The sequence below is a fragment of the Sphingobacterium sp. InxBP1 genome (genome assembly GCF_026191775.1).
GTDB lineage: Bacteria > Bacteroidota > Bacteroidia > Sphingobacteriales > Sphingobacteriaceae > Sphingobacterium > Sphingobacterium thalpophilum.
The window spans coordinates 229,730-249,591 of sequence record NZ_JAINDX010000040.1 but is presented as its reverse complement, the minus strand read 5'-3'; the positions used below and the strand labels follow the sequence as shown (position 1 = coordinate 249,591).

Sequence of the window (19,862 nt, the reverse complement as noted above, 5' to 3'; positions counted from 1 at the left end):
AATGGAAAACTACGTAAAATTAAAAGAGTTAGTAGCTTCTATCGAAGCTGATGCAGACAAGTTCTTCAACAATGGTAATTCTGCTGCTGGTACACGTGTACGTAAAGGATTACAAGAAATCAAAACCTTAGCACAAGAAATCCGTAACGAGGTTACTGCTAAGAAAAACAGCGGAAAATAATCTTTCCTGAGTTCACATAAAAAAGGCCTTTCGGAAGAAAGGCCTTTTTTATGTGAAACACACACTATTTTATGGTTTGCAACCCCAGCTTACAAATTGCCAAGCTCCATAATAAATTGCACCGTTTCCTTGTTCATGTGCTGTGAAAGTACACTCGTTAGCTGATCGGTCATCGCCTTTCTGGTCATCCGCTTCACCTTGCTGTTGTCAAACTTCTTCTTATCCATCGTCACCGCATTGCTCAGTTCGACCTTTGTGGCAAAATAGGAAACGTGCTGGCTGGGTACGACTAGGCCTAGGATCATTCCCGGCAATCCATTGATGGATTCAGGACCACCACTAATCGGTATCTCATTGCAGTAATATCCGATGACATACACAGAGTCGGGCGTAATACCATTAGCCCTGCGGCAGTTGTACCCCGCAATTTCCCGGTATTCATCGGTAATCTTCCATTTGATCCGCTTCATCGTGTCTTCGACAATGATCTTTTCTCCGACGATATCATTATATCGCAGAAAAGAACGATCCGACAGATTTGACAGGGTAGTCGCGTCGAAATCCAGAGCGAATATCATGATATACTGTTTGACCATCTCATCCAGTTGGTCGTTTTTGATCGGTTCAAACAAGGTTTCCTGACCATTAAACTTCAGGGTTTTCTTTAAGACGGCGTTTTCCGGTAGCTTGGGTAAGATCTGTTCGAAAAAAACCTTTGAATTATTATCAGCCTTGGCAATGAATTTCTTGCTGACAATGTTTTTCATGTACATGGTTTTATCGTAGGTAATACTTCCGGAACGGCCAAATAAGGTATATTGCGCCTTGAGCCCAAGTGCCGAACAGCATAAAAAGAAAAAAAAGATATATTTTAACATTGTGCTTCGATTTATTCTATAAAAACATTTTCGTAAAATCCCAGGATAGTTTAAGCATATAATACCTGCGTATCGTATCATACCGGCGCTGTGTAAAAACGGAAGTCGAGGCCGAACGGCTAAAACCTTTGTTCTGATCAAGCACATCGTTGACCGTAAAATCCAATACCAACGACTCGTTTTTGAGGAACTTTTTGCTTACTCCCGGATGCAATAAAAACTGCTCAAATTTTTGGTCAAAAGCTTTGGTCGCCGCTTCGTAAGTATAGCTATAGTTTGTATACAGCTTGAACGTTTTGGTAATGAAATATTCCACACTACCATTTGAACCGAACACAAATCCGTTACTATTGGTCGTGGGTTCCAGGCTGGATTTCATAATGCGGTATTGCGGACTAAGGTTGAGATCAAAATTGAGCCCCGTCTTCGTGTCTCTCTTGAAGTTATAAGTAAAATTAAAATTCGTCGTGTTTACCTTGTTCAGCTGTTGATTGAACATATTGTAATTATCACTCATATTCAAGTAGAACTGCGGCGAGTTGGACAATCCTAATTTCTTGCTCAGTTTAAAATACACCCCAGACCAGATATTGACCGAAGTATTCGTCTTTCCGTTCACGTTGTTCCAGGTATATGTATTGATACCGTCCAGGGTATCAATATTTTGGGTAATTGGATTCTTTTCCAGGGATACATTTCCGCCCACATAGAGATAATTGCCCGTCAGCACACGAAATGAGTTATAATTCAGATTTAATGAATTCCTAAAGGATGGTTTCAGGTTTTCATTTCCTAAATACCGGTTGATCTGATCCGAATTGTCAAGGATAGGCTGAATCTGGCTCATCGATGGCAGCTGATTTTTACCCGTGTAATTCATCCAAAGTCCTTTTGTTTTGGTAAAGGAATAGCCTGCGCTCACATTAGGGTTGTACGTAAAGTAGCTCCTCGAAAGACCCTGACTCGTATAATTGTTGAATTGTTTGAGCTTATCGTGATTAAAATTATTTGCCACAGTAAACTTGAATTTTTCCGTGGTATGGACAATAGCCAGCTTATATCTGCTACTATTTCTGTCAAAATCGTAATCATTACTAAACAGGGAGTCTAAATCCGTATAGTTTCCATTGCCGTCCTTGTTGAGAGATTGAACCGAAGACGAACTGTTACTCTGCTCTATCCCTGTCCCTAATACAAGATTCCAGACCTTCGACAAGGGCTCCGTATAAGAAATGGAAGCTCCCCAGACCTCGCTTTGATTATCCCGCACTTTACGTTGGTCCGTCGAAACGGTTTGTCCCAGATCATATTTATGTAGCTCCGATGTCAAATGTCCCGTACCGTTTGTCTCATTTCTATTCAACTGCCCATCCAGAGTAAAGGAGCGCCCTTTTTTTCTGAACTTATGGGTATAATAGGCGCTAAAGTTAAGTTCATTGATATTATTTTTGATGATCTCGCGCGTCTTCTCCGCCGTGGTTGTATCGAGGTCCCCCTGGCTATCCGGACGCTGTTTAAATTGAAACGCATTCCGCTCATTGTCTGACCAGAGATTTTTTCTGGAAATACCGCCCCTTACGGTCAGCATATTTAATGAATCGAACTTGAGATCATATTTTAAATTCGCCCGATGCTGATCATTTTCCGTATCCACCGTTTTTAATGAACGGTTATTGATCAGACCACTGCTGATGGTTTCGTCATTTCCATCGCTGCTCAGCCGGCCATACTTATAGTTGATGTTGACCGTATGTTTTTCCTTGTCGAATTTGTCGGAAAAATTTGCTCCCGAATTGATGGCACGGGGTACACCGATGACTCCCTGTCCGGAAAAAGGGTCGCTAAAGCTACTGATGGAAACCGATCCATCGTCGCCATAAGACACACCTGAATCGCCACCGTACTTTTGGGCGTCCTGCCAGTTCATACTCGTTGTACCGTTATTTCCAAATAATCCGTATACCGAAATCTTCTGGGATCCTTTGAATTTATTTAACATCAACTGCCCCATATAATAATCGTCCGTTCCGCCGCCGAAAAGGGCTTTACCAAACATTCCATTTTTGGAGCCGTCCTTTAACTTGACATTGATGGTTTGCTCCCGCTGCCCATCGTCCACTCCGGTCCGTTCAGCCTGCTCTGATTTCTTCTCATACACCTGCACTTTGTCCACCATATCCGAACGAATGTTTCTTGTCACCAGGGTTGGGTCATCACCAAAAAATTCTTCCCCATCCACAAGCACCTTCTTGACGGTCTTGCCCTGTGCCGTAATTTTGCCCGAAGCATCGACAGTGATACCCGGCAGCACTTTCAGCAGGTCTTCCACTTTCGCATTCTTTTCTACCTTAAAACTGCCGGCATCATACTCGGTCGTGTCTCCTTTGATGGTTATTGGAATTCTTCCGGTGACGATTACTTCTTCGAGTAGGGTCGCCGTGTTGGTCAACCCAATCGCAAGCTGTGAATAATCTCTCCCCGGCAGAATTTCTGTATAGAAGTCCCCATATTTTGGATAGCTCACAATCAACAAGTAAGAGCCCGTATCTGGCCTGGATAAGGAAAACGAACCATCTGCATCAGATCTCGTAAAACTTGTCAAAATAGAATCTTTCGCCGTCAGCAACATGACAGTCGCATCGGATAACTTTAGCTGGTCTTTTACATCACTTACTTTTCCGGCAATTCTGGATTGCCCTACTGCCAGCCCATGGGCTGCAAAGACGAAAAAGAAGAGAATTTGCAAAACTCTTTTCATAAAATTGTTAGATAGTACATGAATTCAATATAACATTAGTAGATTAAACCTATATTTTGTTACAATGAAATTAATTTTTTTTCTATAAAACCACCGACTGATAAAATTGTCGTAGTATGGAATTTAGTCGTTATCTTGGTAAATGGCTAGAAACCGCCAGAACTGCTGACAGAAGAAGCATATTAATATGGCAAACAATAGCTGGCAGCCTATGATCAGATAATTTTTATATGCACTTGTAATGTCTGCCACCTGCACTTTACCCATCAGATAATTATTCAGGATTATTCCAAACACCGTACCCAATAGAAAAAATAAAATCGCGTATTTTTTATTTTTTTTAGCCTGCGCCTTGACTGTATCCAGATCTTTGATACGCGCCATAAGACGGCTTTCGAAATCATCAAATGGCATTTCGACCTTGCCCATCTGCATGAGCTGTCTGAATTTTTCTTCTTGTTTATCCATAGTATTCTGATTTCCGGATTAATTGCCCTAAAACAATTTGCATATTCTTACGTGCACGATGTAAAATCACCTTGGCATTCGCACGTGTCCATCCCATTATTTCTTCAATTTCGTCGAGAGATAGTTCTTCCAGATAAAAAAGACGCAAGGCAACTGATTCTCTTGAAGGCAAAATGGCCAGGGCATCATTGATCATTTCCTTCCTTTCGCCTGCGATGATCTCATCAAGCACCGATGCATGGTGCGCTTGATCATGATCGGATAGATCTAGATTGACAAACTCCAACTTTTTATGCCGGATACTGTTAAAAGCCACATGTACAACAATTCTGTATAACCATGTACTAAATTTTGCCCTACCTTTAAATGAAGACAGCGACTGGTAGCCTTTGATAAAAGCGTCTTGTACGACATCTTGTGCCAAATGTTCTTCCTTCACGATGGAAAGCGCAACTGAAAATGCCATATCTTTATAGGTATTGATAAAATATCGATAAGATTCCACATCTCCGGATAGTACTTTTCGAATATAGATTTCATCCATCAGTGAGTTAAATATCTTGTTTTTTATCCAGATTATGGGCAACAATCATCGCCACTCCGGCACAGATGACAACAATGCCAACAGAGATCGAATGCTGGAGCTTCACCGTATTCAGATTGTTTAGAAGGCCGACAATAAACAGGCCCAGACCAATACCCGCGACCAGAATACCTGGTTTTTGCCAATCCGAAGGTTCCTTCGTCCTTTTTTCGCTTGGAATACCTACCGAAGTACTGCGATAACGCATGATAAAATAGACACATAACGTGATACAAGTAAATAAACCGATGCAGACTACTGCTGCTACTGACCCTTTTTCCATATTTCTTTTATTTAATTTTTACATTAGTCACAGGCTTTCCCGAAAAGGTTACAACAAATTGAGTTAAATATGCCGATTTGTGTAAATTTGTTTCAAATACAAACAATATGCAAAACATTAAAGAATATGTAGAAGCAAACAAGCAACGTTTTTTGGATGAGTTGTTTGATTTATTGCGTTTACCATCGGTAAGTGCTGATCCCAAATTTAAGGGGGATGTGCAAAAGACAGCTGAGTTCGTTGCCCAGAAACTGCGGGATGCAGGTGCTGACAACGTAGAGGTTTGTGCAACCGCTGGTAATCCAATCGTTTATGGCGAAAAAATTATAGATCCTTCATTACCCACCGTATTAACGTACGGACATTACGATGTGCAGCCGGCCGATCCATATGAACTCTGGGATACTCCCCCTTTTGAACCCACTATACGCGATGGAAAAATTTATGCCCGCGGCTCTGCCGATGATAAGGGGCAGTTTTACATGCACGTAAAAGCCTTCGAATATATGATGAAAAACAATGCTTTGGCATGTAACATCAAGTTTATGATCGAAGGTGAGGAAGAAGTCGGCTCGGCCAATCTGGGCACCTTTGTAAAGGAAAATACTGAAAGACTTAAAGCGGATGTGATCGTCATCTCGGACACTTCCATGATCAGCATGGAACAACCCTCTCTGGAAACCGGTCTACGCGGACTCTCTTATGTTGAAGTGGAAGTAACAGGACCAAACAGAGACTTACACTCAGGTGTATACGGTGGCGCTGTCGCCAACCCTGCAACAGTGCTGGCCAAACTGATCGCTTCTTTGCACGACGAAAATAATCACATCGCGATCCCCGGATTTTACGATGATGTCATTGAGCTGACTGAAGCAGAACGCAAAGCGTTGAATGAAGCGCCATTCGACATCGAAGCCTATAAATCGGATCTGGGCATTCAAAATATCTGGGGTGAAAAAGGCTATACCACCCTCGAACGCACCGGCATCCGTCCGACGCTGGAAGTGAACGGTATATGGGGCGGTTATATCGGCGAAGGTGCCAAGACGGTATTGCCTTCCAAAGCTTATGCAAAAATCTCGATGCGTCTCGTTCCGAACCAAAAATCCGAACGTATTACAGCACTCTTTAAAAAACATTTTGAAGGCATCGCCCCTGATTATGTCAAAGTAGAAGTAAAACCGCATCACGGCGGCGAACCGGTCGTGACACCAACAGATAGCATAGCCTATAAAGCAGCCGAAAAAGCACTGCATGAAACATTCGGTGTTAAACCAATCCCAACGCGTGGCGGAGGTTCCATCCCGATCGTTGCCTTATTTGAAGAGGTACTGGGGTTGAAGACAGTGCTTCTAGGTTTCGGCCTAGATAGCGATAACCTGCATTCACCAAATGAGAAATATGGAATTGAAAACTACCTCATGGGGATTTCTACTATTCCTTTATTTCATAAATATTACGCAGAACTAAGCAAATAATTTAGCTTTTCATTCGACAAAGGGTTATTTTTAAAATTCAAAAATAACCCTTTGTCGTTCTATGGATTTTGATTTTCGCTTACTCGTCTTTTATACAGCTGCTCAGCATCTTAATTTTACCAAGACAGCTTCAGCACTTTTCATATCGCAACCCGCTGTCAGTAAAAATATCCAGGAACTGGAAAAGAAGCTCGGCATACCTCTTTTTGAAAGAAAAGGCAATAATCTCAATCTCACCGAATCGGGGCAGATCCTTTACAAATACGCCCAGCAGATTATCAACCTGTACAATCAGGCAGGCCAGGAAATACAGGAGCTACAGCACGGCCGCAAGGGAAATCTAGTCTTGGGCGCCAGTACCACAATCTCGCAATATATATTACCGGCCTTGTTAGCCGATTTCCTGACGCAATACCCCAACAACCGTATCCAGTCATTTCAGTCGAATAGCCGCAGCATCGAAGAGCAGCTTATGGATAAGACACTCGATCTGGGCATTACTGAAGGATCCACGGACAACAGATCCCTAAAGTATATCCCTTTTATGAAAGATGAGCTCGTGCTGGTCACAAATAGCGGCAATCCCCTGTTAAAACAGCTAAAAGATCCGACACTCGTTGACATAACACAGCTGCCACTGGTACTACGTGAACAAGGATCAGGCACCAGAACAATTATTGAAAATGCATTAAAGGATAAGCATATAAACTTGTCTGAAATTCAGATCGAGATGATATTGCCCTCAACAGAGAGCATCAAAGCTTACCTGCTGCGTCGCAATAGCTTCGCTTTTCTTTCCATACACACGGTGCAGAAGGAGGTATTGAACAATCAATTGTGTATCGTCGACATCCCCGAGTTGACCATAGATCGCTATTTCTATTTTACCCACCTCTATGGCGGACTGGCAGGTACGCCCAACCAGTTTCTTCAGTTCTGCCTGCGTCAGAATTTCAAGGTATAACATTTGGTTATATCTCATAAGTAAAGTTCGCTTTATCCAATGCCGGCATGCCGGTAGATTTGTACAAACGAACAGATGAAATGGAATACAAAAAACTAACAAATTACTTAAAGGCGTTGAGCTGGATTATTGTCGCATTGTGTATCACTTGCACCACACTCTGTGTATTTCCCCTCAAACATGACACCAATAGCAGGAAGATCGACTCGCCAGCAGTTTCCAATGACTCGCTGATCACTCATGTATCCCAATTCAAAGAGATAACATTCAAAGACAATCCGGAAGGTGAAATGGCCAAGTATGGCGAAAAGTTAATAAAAAATACTTATGACTATTTTTATGATGGCCAAGTGAAGATCGGAAACAAACTGGCTTGTGCGAGCTGCCATCTCAATGGCGGAACAAAAGCCTTTGCAGCACCTTATGTAGGGCTGACCAACGTATTTCCGACTTATATTGGCCGCGAAAATAAAGTTGAATCCCTGGAGGAACGTATCAATGGCTGTTTTGAACGCAGCATGAATGGCCGCGCAATCCCGGAAAACAGCAGGGAAATGCGCGCAATTGTTACCTATATCAAAAACATCAGTGCCAATACACTCAATAAAGGCAGATTGCCCGGACAGGGATTTGTGCAGCTCGATATTCCAGATCGGGCAGCCGACCTCAAACACGGAAAACTCGTATTTGAAGGAAAATGCATCAGCTGCCATGGAAAGGACGGACAAGGAGTTCCGCAAGCTGGGGGAAAAGGATATATATATCCCCCGCTTTGGGGAAAAGACAGCTATAATGACGGCGCAGGAATGGCGAGACTGCTCACCGCTGCACGTTTTATTAAAGCCAATATGCCTTTGGGAGCCACCTACGACGCTCCCCAGCTCAGCGATGCCGAAGCTTATGATGTAGCCGCCTACATCAATTCCTTTGACCGTCCAAAAAAAACGAATAAAGAACTGGATTATCCTGACCTCGGCAAAAAACCAAAGGATAGCCCCTACCCTCCCTATGCCGATAACATTAGTTTAGAACAACATAAACATGGACCTTATAATTTTTAAGAAAATGAAAAAACACTTCACCATTGCCTGTATCCTGCTGGCGATAACAACCTTCAGGGCAAAAGCCCAAAGTGACAAATTACTGATTGCTAATCAGCAATATACCGGCGCTGTTGCCAAGGAACAAATATACAAAGCAATTTATCAGCTGGACAGCAATGACCCCAAAACCATTGAGAAAGCTATTCGTAACATCAACAACGTTTTGAAAGATCCTCGTTTGAAAGGTCGGTTGCAGATTGAACTGGTTGCCTTTTCGGGAGGAACAGAAGCCTACCTAAAAAAGAATAGCCAATACGAACAGCCCCTAAAGGAACTGGTCAGAAAAGGCGTCATCGTAGCGCAATGCCTGAACACATTGCAAGAGAAACATATCGCAAAGGAGGAATTATTTGATTTTATTGCATATGTCCCCAGTGGCAATGGCGAACTTATTCTCCGTGCAAATGAGGGTTGGATCATTGTTAAACCATAATAGCATGAGAAAATTTGTACTATCCAGCCTGCTTCTGGCCCTCTTGGCCAGCCTCCAGTTGCGTGCACAGGAACATCGTTTTGATCCACCATGGAACAATCCTCCCAAATCCGCACTCAACTTTACTGTGCCGGGAATCGATAATGTTCCCGATCTCTATGGTGATATTGAAAATCCACAGCTCACGATCTTTTTTGCCGGCAACCAATTTATGGTAGTGGATGATCTCCTAACCGCTTTTAGAAAAGAATATCCGAAGTATGAGCGTATATTTGTCGAAACCCTGCCTCCGGGAATCCTTGCCAAACAGATCAAAGGCGGCTCAGTTACCATCGGTAATCTACGCATTACCCATAAGCCTGACATCTATACCGCCAGTAAGAGGGCCATACAGGAAATGGCCGACTATTTCAGCCATACGCAGATATACTGTTACAACAACATCTGCCTGATGGTCCCCCGGGGCAACCCCGCAAATATCCAAACATTGAACGATCTAGGTAAGCCTAATGTGCGAATCAGCATGCCAAATCCCTTATGGGAAGGTATAGGAGAACAGATCAAAGCATCCTACAAAAAAGCGGGCGGCGAACAACTCGTAAAGAAAATCATGGAGGACAAAGTTCAGGATGGTCGCACTTATCTGACAAAAATTCACCATCGGGAAAGCCCCATGCGCATCCTATACAATCAGGCAGACGTAGCCCCCGTGTGGACCTCCGAGGTTGTCTATCAAAAACTCATTGGTCATCCTGTCGAGGGTATTACCATCCCTGATGCGCAAAATACAACAGCAACCTATGTGGCGGCAAAACTCAAAAATGCCCCTCATAAGCAGGCAGCAGACGACTTCCTTAAATTTATGGCCTCCTCCGTGGCCAAACAGATTTACAAAAAATACGGCTTTACAATCGACTAAAAAAAGAAAATGGGTATTAATATCCATTTTCTTTTTTTACTTTAGGTCAAAATTAGTCGAATTGTATGGTTCTATTGCTTAAAAAACTCCATCGTTACTGGTATTTTATAGCCGTTCTGCTTGTTTTTATCCTATTTTTCCCGTACCTCTATTTTTTAGCGCTGGAACCAAAAAAAAATTACGCCGCGATAGCACGTATGCGCCGCTGGATCTCGATCAGCGGTTCTGCATTAGCAGGAGTATTTTTTAAAGTCACCTACGAATCGCAGTTTAGCTGGGACAGGTCCATGGTACTCTGCCCGAATCATACATCAGTTCTGGATATCACCGCCTTAACCTACTTGTGCCCGATTCCGTTTTCATTTATTGGCAAAGCTTCACTGCTCAAAAATCCAGTTACACGCATCTTCTTCAAAACCATCGATATTCCGGTTACCCGAAGAAGCAAAGTCTCCTCATTTAAGGCCTTTCAGCGCGCTAATGAACTGGTTCAACAGGGCCGTAGCGTGGTCATATTTCCTGAAGGAAAGATTGATGACGGATTTCCACCTCAGCTACATGCGTTTAAATCTGGTGCATTTCGCATCGCCATCCAAAATGATGTGCCCATAGTACCGATTATTATCGAAAATGCCTGGGATATTTTCTTCGATGACGGAGCCGAACGAGGTTCGCGTCCCGGAATTGTCAACGTTCATGTTTTCAGTCCCATCGAGACCAAAGATTTTGATGACAACAATGCCTCCGAACTCGAGAAAATTGTTTACGACAAAATGCATTCTTATTGGATTATGAAGAATAAATCGTATTTTCAAAAACCAGAGAACGTCCAAAAAATATGTCAGGAAAGATATTAATCGAAATCAAGGATATTGCACGTGAATATCAGATAGGTTCAGAAACCATCCATGCACTTAGCTCCGTGACGCTCAATATTCACAAGGGAGAATTTGTTGCATTAATGGGCCCATCAGGATCAGGGAAATCCACACTTATGAATATATTGGGCTGTCTGGACACGCCTAGCAGAGGAGAGTATATCCTCAACGGTATAAACGTAAGCGATATGTCAGACGATGAGCTCGCCGAGGTCAGAAACAAAGAAATAGGCTTTGTTTTTCAAACCTTCAATTTGCTGCCCAAAAGCACGGCATTGGAGAATGTTGCCTTGCCGCTGATCTATGCCGGATATAACAAAATTAACCGTGAGCAAAAAGCCACGGCGGCCTTAGAGAGCGTAGGTTTGGGACATCGTATGGACCATAGACCCAATGAACTGTCGGGTGGCCAGCGGCAGCGCGTGGCCGTTGCGCGTGCACTGATCAACGATCCATCCATTATATTGGCTGACGAGCCTACCGGAAACCTTGACACGAAGACATCCATCGAAATTATGGGGCTGCTCGAAGAAATCCACTCCAAAGGAAACACCATTATTCTGGTTACACATGAGGAGGATATCGCACTTCATGCCCACCGTATTGTACGCATGCGCGACGGGCTAATAGAGAATGATTACGCCAATCCGGATATCAAATCCGTCTCGCCACGACTGAATGCCTTAAAGGAAAAAGGTAGTGACTTTGAGAATATTTAAAATATTATCTATCTAATATCCAACAATTTACATTATTTACAGAAAAATAACAGCTGATTTACTTGCTTAAGTTAAATTAATTGATAGCTTTGCGAAAATAGAGAACTTAAATTGTTTTTATATGTATTGGACATTAGAATTAGCTTCGCATCTAGAAGATGCACCATGGCCAGCAACAAAAGATGAATTAATCGATTACGCTATTCGTTCGGGTGCACCAGTTGAGGTGATTGAAAACTTACAATCTCTTGAGGATGACGGTGAGCCATATGAAAATATTGAAGAAATTTGGCCCGACTATCCAACAAAAGATGATTTCTTCTTCAATGAAGATGAATATTAAGCAATAAAAAACGCCTTTAGTAAAAGGCGTTTTTTATTGCTCAGATGTAAAAATACCCATTCGAAAGAGCCATTGTCGATTAATACAAACACAAATCCTTGTCTGCTGATTAATCCATTGGATGGCATACAAGTCTTATATGCATGAAATTCAAGATAAAGGCATGGCTTTTAGCCTGTATAACCCTGTTCTGCTGCTCATTATTTGCACAGCAAAGTGCGGATAAGGATCCCAATGTAGCTGTGCTGAAGAACTTTGTACATCGCCTAAATGACCAAGATGTCGCAAGCGACATCATTTTGAGCCAAGATCTGTTAACCTCCAAAAATATGGATGCGGACATGCAGGAGTATCTCTTGGCCAGCATAGACGAGATTCGGATCAATATACAGAGTAAAGATAACAGTAAACTGGAATATATCAGCTTTACCCGGGCTGGACGTAAGGAAACCAATGATATCGACCTCGAAGGAATAGACCCACGACAAGTTTATTTTGTCCGGTATCTGAAACGCTTTGTTTTCGCAGCGGTTGTCCAAGATAAAAAAATAGCTTCTTTCACCCTGGTGTCCAAAGGTGACAATAGAGCCCATTTCGTTTTTTATTGACCGCATTTACACGGACCCTCAGCACAAATTTACCGTTCGATAACCTTGTGCCCCCGTGTCCTTTAGAATGTTTTAACAACAATTTTAAGTCGAATGCTGATTTTTTAGTTTTTTTTCAATAAAAAGACTTGCATTTTACAATTGTATCAACCATATTTGTAAAAACAAAAAAAGAAAAATGATACTGACCGTATTGAATAAAGCTTGGTGGTGGCACGACGAATAACGTTGTGGCAAACTCCTATTGCATTATTTGATATACATCAAGATATGGTGGGCTTGCCTGAATAAGGTAAGCCCTTTTTATTTAAAATAAATATGAAAGAAATTTTAGCCCATTTGTTTGAATACAAAACTTTTTCGCGGCAGGAAGCTTACGAAATCCTGACCAACATTGCCAGAGGTAAATATGACAGTCATCAGATTGCAGCATTCATGACCGCATATGGTATGCGCAGTATCCGCGTGGAAGAACTCGCTGGATTTCGAGACGCGATGTACGACTTATGTCTCAAACTGGACTTTGACGGTTACGATCTGATTGACCTCTGCGGTACTGGCGGCGACGGCAAAAATACGTTCAATATCTCTACAATCGCTTCTTTCGTTACAGCCGGTGCAGGTTATAAGGTTGCCAAACATGGAAATATCGGTGTATCATCCAGCTGTGGCTCATCAAATGTCATGGAACATCTGGGTTATCAGTTCAGCAACGACAAGGAAGAACTGACCCGCCAGCTCGACGAAGCCAATATATGCTTCCTCCATGCTCCGCTGTTTCACCCCGCCATGAAAACCGTTGCTCCCATCCGCCGGGCCTTGGGGGTGAAGACGTTTTTTAATATGTTAGGACCCTTAACCAACCCAGCCAATCCAAAATTTCAGTCTGTTGGCGTATTCAGCTTAGAGCTTGCACGCCTATATGGTTATCTGTACCAGCATACCGACAAGCAATACGCAATTATACATGCCCTGGATGGCTATGACGAGATATCCATGACCGGTGATTTTAAAGTCATCACCAACCAAGGTGAAAATTATTACAGTATGGAAGAACTCGGTTTTTCACCAATCCTCCCAGAGGATCTGGCTGGAGGTGACAGCGTTGCGGATGCAGCACAGATATTTTTGTCCATACTGAATAATCAAGGTACGGATGTGCAAAACAATGTGGTATTGACCAATGCCGCATTTGCCATTAAAACATTTCACCCCGAAAAGACGTTTGGCGACTGCTTTTACGAAGCGGAAGAAGCCCTGATGTCCGGAAAAGCGCTCCGAAGTTTTCAAAAAATCATTAAGCAATAAGCATGGCAGTTAAAGTAAAAGTGTGTGGGATGAAATATCCGGACAACATTGCAGAAGTAACCGCACTTGGGGTTGATTATATCGGCTTTATATTTTACGAGAAGTCCAAACGTTATGTCGGCACAGCACAAAGGGAATATATCCGCAACCTCGTGCAGCCCGCGAAAGTGGGGGTCTTTGTGAACACTGATCTGCCGGAGCTCGTTGATACAATTCATAATTTCAAGCTGGATGCCGTTCAGCTACACGGGAATGAAACAGCAGAGTTCTGCCAGGCCCTGAAAGCGGAGACATCGGCCATTGTCATAAAAGCATTCGGAGTCGATCATAGCTTTGACTGGAATCAGCTGGAATCCTACCGCGATGTCGTGGATTATTTTTTATTTGACACAAAAAGCAGCGCCTATGGTGGCACGGGTATACCCTTCGACTGGTCGCTGTTAAACCAGTATAAATTAGACTGTCCCTATTTCCTCAGTGGCGGATTAGGACCAGACAATATCGGAGAAGCCTTACAAGTCGACGATCCACGTCTGTACGCCCTGGATCTCAATTCAAAATTCGAAGTAGAACCCGGATTAAAAGATATCAATCTATTAACCCAAAGCATAAACAATATTAAAAGATGAGTATATATCAAGTTAATGAGAAAGGATATTATGGGCCATTTGGAGGTGCCTATATCCCTGAGATGCTCTACCCGAATGTGGAGGAGCTTCGCGAAGAATATCTCAAGATTATCGAAGAGAAAAGCTTTCAGGAAGAATTTAACCAATTGCTCCGCGATTACGTTGGTCGCCCTTCACCATTATATCATGCCAAGCGCCTGTCTGAAAAATATGGGACGACTATTTATTTAAAGCGCGAGGACCTCAACCATACCGGAGCACATAAGATCAACAATACCATTGGCCAGATTCTTCTGGCTGAGCGTTTGGGCAAAAAACGCATTATTGCGGAGACAGGAGCAGGACAGCATGGTGTAGCCACCGCAACGGTATGTGCGCTCAAAGGCATCCAATGTGCTGTCTATATGGGTGAAATTGACATACAGCGCCAGGCGCCCAACGTTGCGCGCATGAAGATGATGGGCGCAGAAGTTATCGCAGCAACCTCCGGTTCGAAAACGCTGAAAGATGCAACCAACGAAGCGCTGCGCGACTGGATAAACAATCCTATTGATACCCATTACATCATCGGGTCGGTCGTCGGACCACACCCCTATCCGGATATGGTCGCTCGCTTTCAGTCCATCATTTCTGAGGAAACAAAAAAGCAACTGCTTGAAAAAACGGGAAAGGCAACTCCCGATATGGTGCTGGCCTGCGTCGGTGGTGGATCCAATGCTGCGGGTATGTTCTACCATTTTTTGGATGAGGAATCTGTTCAGCTTTACGCCGTTGAAGCCGCTGGTCACGGTGTTCATTCGGGAGAATCTGCTGCGACAACCGCACTGGGAAAAGAAGGTGTGCTCCATGGAAGCAGGTCCATATTGATGCAGACTGAAGATGGCCAGGTCGTTGAGCCCTATTCCATTTCTGCAGGACTGGATTATCCGGGCATCGGTCCACAACATGCCTGGTTATTCCGCTCGGGCAGGGGGAATTACGTCAGCATCACCGACGACGAAGCCATGCAGGCAGGTCTCGAACTTACGCGACTGGAAGGTATCATCCCTGCGATTGAAAGCGCCCACGCGCTGGCTTATCTGGCGAAGATTCCGTTCAAAGGAGACGAGACGGTGGTCATATGCCTGTCAGGACGAGGTGACAAGGATCTGGACAACTATATGAAATACTTTGATTTTTAAACGCATGAGAACGATTGAAAAAAAAGCGGGCAACCCCTTATTATCGATATATTTTACCGCAGGCTACCCCGAGCTGGGAAGTACAGTCCGTATAGCTAAAAAACTGGAGGAAGCTGGGGCAGATTTTTTGGAAATTGGATTTCCTTACTCTGATCCGGTCGCAGACGGCCCCGTCATCCAGCACAGTTCACAGGTGGCGCTGGAAAATGGCATGACACTTAAAAGGCTATTTGAAGAACTGCGCGAGCTCCGTCAGCACGTACACATCCCCGTCTTTTTGATGGGGTATGTAAACCCTGTGCTGCAGTTCGGAATGGACAATTTTTGCGCAGAATGCAAGAACGTCGGTGTGGACGGCGTTATTATTCCTGATCTGCCCATGTATGAATATGAGGAACTGTATAAAGAGACTTTCGAAAAAAATGGCATTGCCAATATCTTTATTGTCACGCCGCAGACTTCAACCGAACGTATCAAAAAAATAGACAGTCTTTCCCGTAGTTTTATCTATCTGCTCTCGGCCAATGCCACGACTGGCAAAACCCTGGATGTAGGTGAAGATACCCATGCCTACTTTAAGCGTATACATGATCTGCAGCTCAAAAGCCCGCTAATTGTCGGATTCGGTATTTCGGATAAAGCGACATTCCAAAAGGCTAGTACCTATACTGCCGGAGCGATCATCGGCACTGCATTTGTTAAAAAGTTAAAAGAACAGGACTACATGGATCAGATTCCTGACTTCATAAAGTCTATCAAGGACTAACGACTCCAAAATGATTCCGGTTAGCGTCTGGGATAGGTCAACTATTAAGCCTTATACCCAGACACTAATTGTCGGATACAGGCCTGAACGAGGATTAACAAGCAAATAACATGGATACCAGAAGAGATTTTTTAAAGAAAGCGGCGATGCTTGCCGGGGGAGCCTCGCTTTCTCATGTCATTCCGCCGGCCGTTGCCAAGGCAATGGCAATCAACCCTGCCTTAGGAAGCTCCTTTTATGATGCCGAACATGTTGTACTGCTGATGCAGGAAAACAGATCTTTTGATCATGCTTTTGGTACCCTCCGGGGAGTTCGTGGATTCAACGATCCCAGAGCCATCCGGCAGCCAAACCGCAATAAAGTCTGGTTCCAGACGCAAAAAACTGGTGAAACATACGCCCCCTTCCGGCTAGATATCAAAGATTCAAAAATCACCTGGATGGGATGTCTTCCTCATAACTGGACGGATCAGACCGACGCCCGCAATGAGGGTAAAATGGATAAATGGTTAGATGTCAAACATTCTGGCTTTAAAGAGTTTGCAGACCTCCCCTTAACGATGGGCTATTATACCCGGGAAGATATACCCTTCTACTATTCACTTGCCGATTCTTTCACCATCTGCGATCAGCATTTTTGTTCCAGCATCACAGGTACCAACCCCAACAGATTGTATTTCTGGACAGCAAATATCCGCGAAAATTTAAACGGAAAGGCGCTGGTATGGAATGGTGATTCTGAATTTAGTGGAAAAGCCAACTGGAAAACCTTTCCCGAACGCCTGTCTGAGCTCGGAGTGGACTGGAAAATCTATCAGAACGAAATTTCATCCAGCAGCGCCGGTTATAGCGGTGAGGCCAATAGCTGGCTGGCCAATTTTGGATGTAATCCTATGGAATACTTTCCGCAATATGAGGTAAAATACAGCCCACGCTATCGTCAGCTGCTGCACGAAAAAAAGAAACAGCTGAAAGAAAAAATAAGTACTGCCACGACTGCAGATATGAAGCAAAAACTACAGCAGCAACTGGGACAGCTACTTGCTGAAATCGAGCAGTACAGCATGGACAACTTCGAAAAACTCGATGCACGGACAAGGGATATCCATCGGCGGGCATTTGTCAACAATAGTGCACAACCTGATTATATGCAATTGGAGACCATGCGCTATCAGGAAGGCGATCAGCAGCGGGAGCTACAGATACCCAAAGGAGATATCCTTTATCAGTTTCGAAAAGATGTTGAAGAGGGAAAGCTTCCGATGGTCTCCTGGCTGGCGCCACCCCAGCTTTTCTCAGATCATCCCGACTCCCCTTGGTTTGGCGCCTGGTACGTTAGTGAAATCATGGATATCCTAACGCAGAACCCAGAGATTTGGAAAAAAACGATCTTTATTCTCACCTACGATGAGAACGATGGCTATTTCGACCATTTCGCACCTTTCACGCCGCCAAATCCGTACCGGCCAGAAAGTGGCAAAGTCTCCGCGGGGATTGACCCGACCGTCGAATTTGTCCGCCGTAATGAACAATATTATCCGGAAAGTGGACGTGAGAGCGTGATCGGCCTGGGGTATCGGGTTCCGATGATTATTGCATCACCTTGGACAAGAGGTGGCTGGGTCAATTCTCAGGTATTCGATCACACCTCCAGCTTACAATTTCTCGAAAAATTCATTAGCCATAAAATCAAGAAAGAAGTCAGGGAGACCAACATCAGCGCCTGGCGAAGGGCAGTCTGCGGCGACCTCACCTCAGCCTTCAGACCTTACCACGGCGAGCTGATCAACAAACCATTAGTATTGGACCGCGAACATTTTATAAGAGGAATCCACCAAGCCAAATATAAAGGACTTCCAATGGGCTTCAAACCTTTATCCTCAGCGGAGGTCCAGCAAATAGAGAAAAACCCTACCAGTTCGCCTTATTTTCCAAGACAGGAACCGGGGCTTCGTGACTCCTGCTTGCTCCCTTACGAATTGTATGCGGATGGTGAATACCGCCCAGAAGGAAACTATCAGATTGCGTTCGAAGTACGAAATGATATGTTCGGTGATCGAGCCGCGGGCTCTCCCTTCACTGTATATCATGCTGCCCCTTATAACGGTGAAACCGGAACCTCCCGCTGCTATGCGGTGTGTCCCGGTGACCGCATCACCGACCAATGGAATATACAATCTTTCGAAAATGGAAAGTATCAGTTTGAAGTACATGGTCCTAATGGCTTTTATCGCGAGTTTAAGGGCGGCCCCACACATCCAAAAATTAAAATCATCTGCCGCTACGAAATAGATAAAAATACCAAAACCTTCACGGGTAAATTAATCTTCAGCTGTATGAACAGCGATGAGGTGGATCATCAGCTCCTATTTGAAGATCTGAGCTACGGTCGGGGAAACACACCTCTCTCGCTAAAAAGCGGGGAAACTGCGACTATTCGCTTCGACCTATCCAAACAATATCACTGGTATGACGTCCGTGTAACCTGCAAACAATATTCGGATTTTGCAGAACAATACGCCGGTCGTATCGAGACCGGAAAAAACGGAAAAAGCGACCCATTGCTAAGCCGATCATAAAAAACGGAGCTGCTTATTAAGGCGGCTCCGTTTTCATAATCAACAATCAAAGTCCATTAGCCCGCTCCCCAAAAGGAAAGCCATCAGAAACGCTTATTCCTGAATACGGCGGACGACATGATAAAATCCTTTATACAATAGCACTGCACTGACGATCAAAAGTACAGCTAGCAGATATAAACTAATGGAATTAATGAATAAAAGACACATAACATCGGTAGTTTTTGGTTATAAATTCTGCAGTACAAGTTATAACATTTATTCAAAATATTACAAAAAAAACATATAAATTTTATCTACATTTGTGGAAATGAAGAAGATCGCACTCTTTATCGGCTTATTTTTCTATCTGCTCGCAGCAAGCGGTGCGACTTTGCATCTTCATTTTTGCCAGGGCGAACCTCAGGCGCTGTCACTGTCAGAAGACCAAACGGCTCATTCATGCCCCTTATGTGCAAAATCGGATAAAAACCAGCAACATTGCCATCAGGAAGGCAGCTGTAAAGATATACGCATAGCTGCTCAAAAAGTGGATGACTTCAATCGTTTATCTCAGACTCTTAACTTCAATAGTTTCTCCCCGGCGGTTATCATACGCCATTGGATGATTAACTATTTTCAGTTTGCAGCCGAAGAAGACAGCTCATTACTCCAGGTAGCTAGTTTCGGAAACTTTATCCAAAAAGATAACCAGCCTGTCTTTATTCTTAACCAAAACTTTAGAATCTGATTCATTTCTTCATTATACTGATGTATTGATGGATTTTTTCATCGATAGGCATTGCTATGCAGCTTTTTTTAAG

At 43.6% G+C, this 19,862-nt stretch carries 21 protein-coding genes; 16 read left to right on the top strand and 5 right to left on the bottom strand.

Going from position 1 to position 19,862, the window contains the following annotated elements; translation table 11 throughout:
* Position 1: 1 nt before the first annotated feature.
* Positions 2-181, top strand: coding sequence for a histone H1 (locus tag K7A41_RS05410; protein WP_028072595.1), 180 nt, complete (start codon positions 2-4; stop codon positions 179-181).
* Between the two features lie 89 nt (positions 182-270).
* On the opposite strand, the gene K7A41_RS05405 is transcribed toward K7A41_RS05410, so the two are convergent.
* The 5 genes from K7A41_RS05405 to K7A41_RS05385 form a co-directional block, all read right to left on the bottom strand.
* Positions 271-1,059: a GLPGLI family protein gene (locus K7A41_RS05405; protein WP_051607393.1), complete on the bottom strand. Its 789-nt coding sequence runs from the start codon at positions 1,057-1,059 to the stop codon at positions 271-273.
* A 16-nt stretch (positions 1,060-1,075) separates the two neighbouring features.
* Entirely contained in the window at positions 1,076-3,817 is a 2,742-nt protein-coding gene (locus K7A41_RS05400; protein WP_265712876.1) for an outer membrane beta-barrel protein, read from the bottom strand.
* 123 nt (positions 3,818-3,940) lie between these two features.
* The gene (locus tag K7A41_RS05395; RefSeq protein ID WP_028072593.1) at positions 3,941-4,285 is read right to left on the bottom strand and encodes a hypothetical protein; all 345 of its coding nucleotides are present in this window, start codon (positions 4,283-4,285) and stop codon (positions 3,941-3,943) included.
* The gene (locus tag K7A41_RS05390) at positions 4,278-4,829 is read right to left on the bottom strand and encodes an RNA polymerase sigma factor (RefSeq protein WP_028072592.1); all 552 of its coding nucleotides are present in this window, start codon (positions 4,827-4,829) and stop codon (positions 4,278-4,280) included. Before K7A41_RS05390 ends, K7A41_RS05395 begins: the two co-directional genes overlap by 8 nt.
* 7 nt (positions 4,830-4,836) lie before the next feature.
* Positions 4,837-5,151 carry a hypothetical protein gene (locus K7A41_RS05385; RefSeq protein ID WP_138096666.1) on the bottom strand — a complete coding sequence of 105 codons (315 nt, stop codon included), beginning with the start codon at positions 5,149-5,151 and terminating at the stop codon, positions 4,837-4,839.
* A 107-nt stretch (positions 5,152-5,258) separates the two neighbouring features.
* On the opposite strand from K7A41_RS05385, the gene K7A41_RS05380 reads away from it, so the two are divergent.
* The 15 genes from K7A41_RS05380 (at position 5,259) to K7A41_RS05310 (ending at position 19,789) form a co-directional block, all read left to right on the top strand.
* Entirely contained in the window at positions 5,259-6,629 is a 1,371-nt protein-coding gene (locus K7A41_RS05380; protein ID WP_028072590.1) for a dipeptidase, read from the top strand.
* Positions 6,630-6,690: 61 nt separating this feature from the next.
* On the top strand, positions 6,691-7,593 hold the full coding sequence (locus K7A41_RS05375) for a LysR family transcriptional regulator (RefSeq protein WP_265712875.1): 903 nt from the start codon (positions 6,691-6,693) through the stop codon (positions 7,591-7,593).
* Between the two features lie 80 nt (positions 7,594-7,673).
* Entirely contained in the window at positions 7,674-8,654 is a 981-nt protein-coding gene (locus K7A41_RS05370) for a c-type cytochrome (protein WP_265712874.1), read from the top strand.
* 4 nt (positions 8,655-8,658) lie between these two features.
* The gene (locus K7A41_RS05365) at positions 8,659-9,129 is read left to right on the top strand and encodes a DsrE family protein (protein WP_265712873.1); all 471 of its coding nucleotides are present in this window, start codon (positions 8,659-8,661) and stop codon (positions 9,127-9,129) included.
* A gap of 4 nt (positions 9,130-9,133) precedes the next feature.
* Positions 9,134-10,048 (top strand): substrate-binding domain-containing protein, encoded by a 915-nt coding sequence (locus K7A41_RS05360; RefSeq protein ID WP_265712872.1) that lies wholly within the window; start codon positions 9,134-9,136, stop codon positions 10,046-10,048.
* 65 nt (positions 10,049-10,113) lie between these two features.
* Positions 10,114-10,905, top strand: coding sequence for a lysophospholipid acyltransferase family protein (locus K7A41_RS05355; protein WP_265712871.1), 792 nt, complete (start codon positions 10,114-10,116; stop codon positions 10,903-10,905).
* Positions 10,887-11,645, top strand: a complete 759-nt coding sequence (locus K7A41_RS05350) for an ABC transporter ATP-binding protein (protein ID WP_028072585.1) — start codon at positions 10,887-10,889, stop codon at positions 11,643-11,645. The genes K7A41_RS05355 and K7A41_RS05350 overlap by 19 nt, the downstream gene beginning before the upstream one ends.
* 121 nt (positions 11,646-11,766) lie before the next feature.
* Positions 11,767-11,988: a DUF2795 domain-containing protein gene (locus tag K7A41_RS05345; protein WP_028072584.1), complete on the top strand. Its 222-nt coding sequence runs from the start codon at positions 11,767-11,769 to the stop codon at positions 11,986-11,988.
* Between the two features lie 143 nt (positions 11,989-12,131).
* Complete coding sequence (locus K7A41_RS05340) at positions 12,132-12,596, top strand: hypothetical protein (protein WP_265712870.1); 465 nt, start codon at positions 12,132-12,134, stop codon at positions 12,594-12,596.
* Positions 12,597-12,914: 318 nt separating this feature from the next.
* Positions 12,915-13,904, top strand: coding sequence for an anthranilate phosphoribosyltransferase (trpD, locus tag K7A41_RS05335; RefSeq protein ID WP_265712869.1), 990 nt, complete (start codon positions 12,915-12,917; stop codon positions 13,902-13,904).
* A 2-nt stretch (positions 13,905-13,906) separates the two neighbouring features.
* Complete coding sequence (locus K7A41_RS05330; protein WP_265712868.1) at positions 13,907-14,533, top strand: phosphoribosylanthranilate isomerase; 627 nt, start codon at positions 13,907-13,909, stop codon at positions 14,531-14,533.
* Positions 14,530-15,714 (top strand): tryptophan synthase subunit beta, encoded by a 1,185-nt coding sequence (gene trpB / locus K7A41_RS05325; RefSeq protein ID WP_028072580.1) that lies wholly within the window; start codon positions 14,530-14,532, stop codon positions 15,712-15,714. The genes K7A41_RS05330 and trpB overlap by 4 nt, the downstream gene beginning before the upstream one ends.
* A 4-nt stretch (positions 15,715-15,718) precedes the next feature.
* A complete protein-coding gene (trpA, locus tag K7A41_RS05320) occupies positions 15,719-16,480 on the top strand; it encodes a tryptophan synthase subunit alpha (protein ID WP_028072579.1) in 762 nt (253 codons plus the stop codon).
* A 110-nt stretch (positions 16,481-16,590) separates the two neighbouring features.
* Positions 16,591-19,059, top strand: coding sequence for a phosphocholine-specific phospholipase C (locus K7A41_RS05315; RefSeq protein WP_265712867.1), 2,469 nt, complete (start codon positions 16,591-16,593; stop codon positions 19,057-19,059).
* A gap of 310 nt (positions 19,060-19,369) precedes the next feature.
* Positions 19,370-19,789, top strand: coding sequence for an HYC_CC_PP family protein (locus K7A41_RS05310; RefSeq protein WP_265712866.1), 420 nt, complete (start codon positions 19,370-19,372; stop codon positions 19,787-19,789).
* Positions 19,790-19,862: the final 73 nt, after the last annotated feature.

Coding starts and splice junctions, on each gene's coding strand:
- K7A41_RS05360 (WP_265712872.1), top strand. CDS start 9,134: ATGAGAAAATTTGTACTATCCAGCCTGCTTCTGGCCCTCTTGGCCAGC.
- K7A41_RS05385 (WP_138096666.1), bottom strand. CDS start 5,151: ATGGAAAAAGGGTCAGTAGCAGCAGTAGTCTGCATCGGTTTATTTACT.
- K7A41_RS05310 (WP_265712866.1), top strand. CDS start 19,370: ATGAAGAAGATCGCACTCTTTATCGGCTTATTTTTCTATCTGCTCGCA.
- K7A41_RS05375 (WP_265712875.1), top strand. CDS start 6,691: ATGGATTTTGATTTTCGCTTACTCGTCTTTTATACAGCTGCTCAGCAT.
- K7A41_RS05330 (WP_265712868.1), top strand. CDS start 13,907: ATGGCAGTTAAAGTAAAAGTGTGTGGGATGAAATATCCGGACAACATT.
- K7A41_RS05340 (WP_265712870.1), top strand. CDS start 12,132: ATGAAATTCAAGATAAAGGCATGGCTTTTAGCCTGTATAACCCTGTTC.
- K7A41_RS05380 (WP_028072590.1), top strand. CDS start 5,259: ATGCAAAACATTAAAGAATATGTAGAAGCAAACAAGCAACGTTTTTTG.
- K7A41_RS05410 (WP_028072595.1), top strand. CDS start 2: ATGGAAAACTACGTAAAATTAAAAGAGTTAGTAGCTTCTATCGAAGCT.
- K7A41_RS05395 (WP_028072593.1), bottom strand. CDS start 4,285: ATGGATAAACAAGAAGAAAAATTCAGACAGCTCATGCAGATGGGCAAG.
- trpD (WP_265712869.1), top strand. CDS start 12,915: ATGAAAGAAATTTTAGCCCATTTGTTTGAATACAAAACTTTTTCGCGG.
- K7A41_RS05315 (WP_265712867.1), top strand. CDS start 16,591: ATGGATACCAGAAGAGATTTTTTAAAGAAAGCGGCGATGCTTGCCGGG.
- K7A41_RS05365 (WP_265712873.1), top strand. CDS start 8,659: ATGAAAAAACACTTCACCATTGCCTGTATCCTGCTGGCGATAACAACC.
- trpB (WP_028072580.1), top strand. CDS start 14,530: ATGAGTATATATCAAGTTAATGAGAAAGGATATTATGGGCCATTTGGA.
- K7A41_RS05350 (WP_028072585.1), top strand. CDS start 10,887: ATGTCAGGAAAGATATTAATCGAAATCAAGGATATTGCACGTGAATAT.
- K7A41_RS05355 (WP_265712871.1), top strand. CDS start 10,114: ATGGTTCTATTGCTTAAAAAACTCCATCGTTACTGGTATTTTATAGCC.
- trpA (WP_028072579.1), top strand. CDS start 15,719: ATGAGAACGATTGAAAAAAAAGCGGGCAACCCCTTATTATCGATATAT.
- K7A41_RS05405 (WP_051607393.1), bottom strand. CDS start 1,059: ATGTTAAAATATATCTTTTTTTTCTTTTTATGCTGTTCGGCACTTGGG.
- K7A41_RS05400 (WP_265712876.1), bottom strand. CDS start 3,817: ATGAAAAGAGTTTTGCAAATTCTCTTCTTTTTCGTCTTTGCAGCCCAT.
- K7A41_RS05390 (WP_028072592.1), bottom strand. CDS start 4,829: ATGGATGAAATCTATATTCGAAAAGTACTATCCGGAGATGTGGAATCT.
- K7A41_RS05370 (WP_265712874.1), top strand. CDS start 7,674: ATGGAATACAAAAAACTAACAAATTACTTAAAGGCGTTGAGCTGGATT.
- K7A41_RS05345 (WP_028072584.1), top strand. CDS start 11,767: ATGTATTGGACATTAGAATTAGCTTCGCATCTAGAAGATGCACCATGG.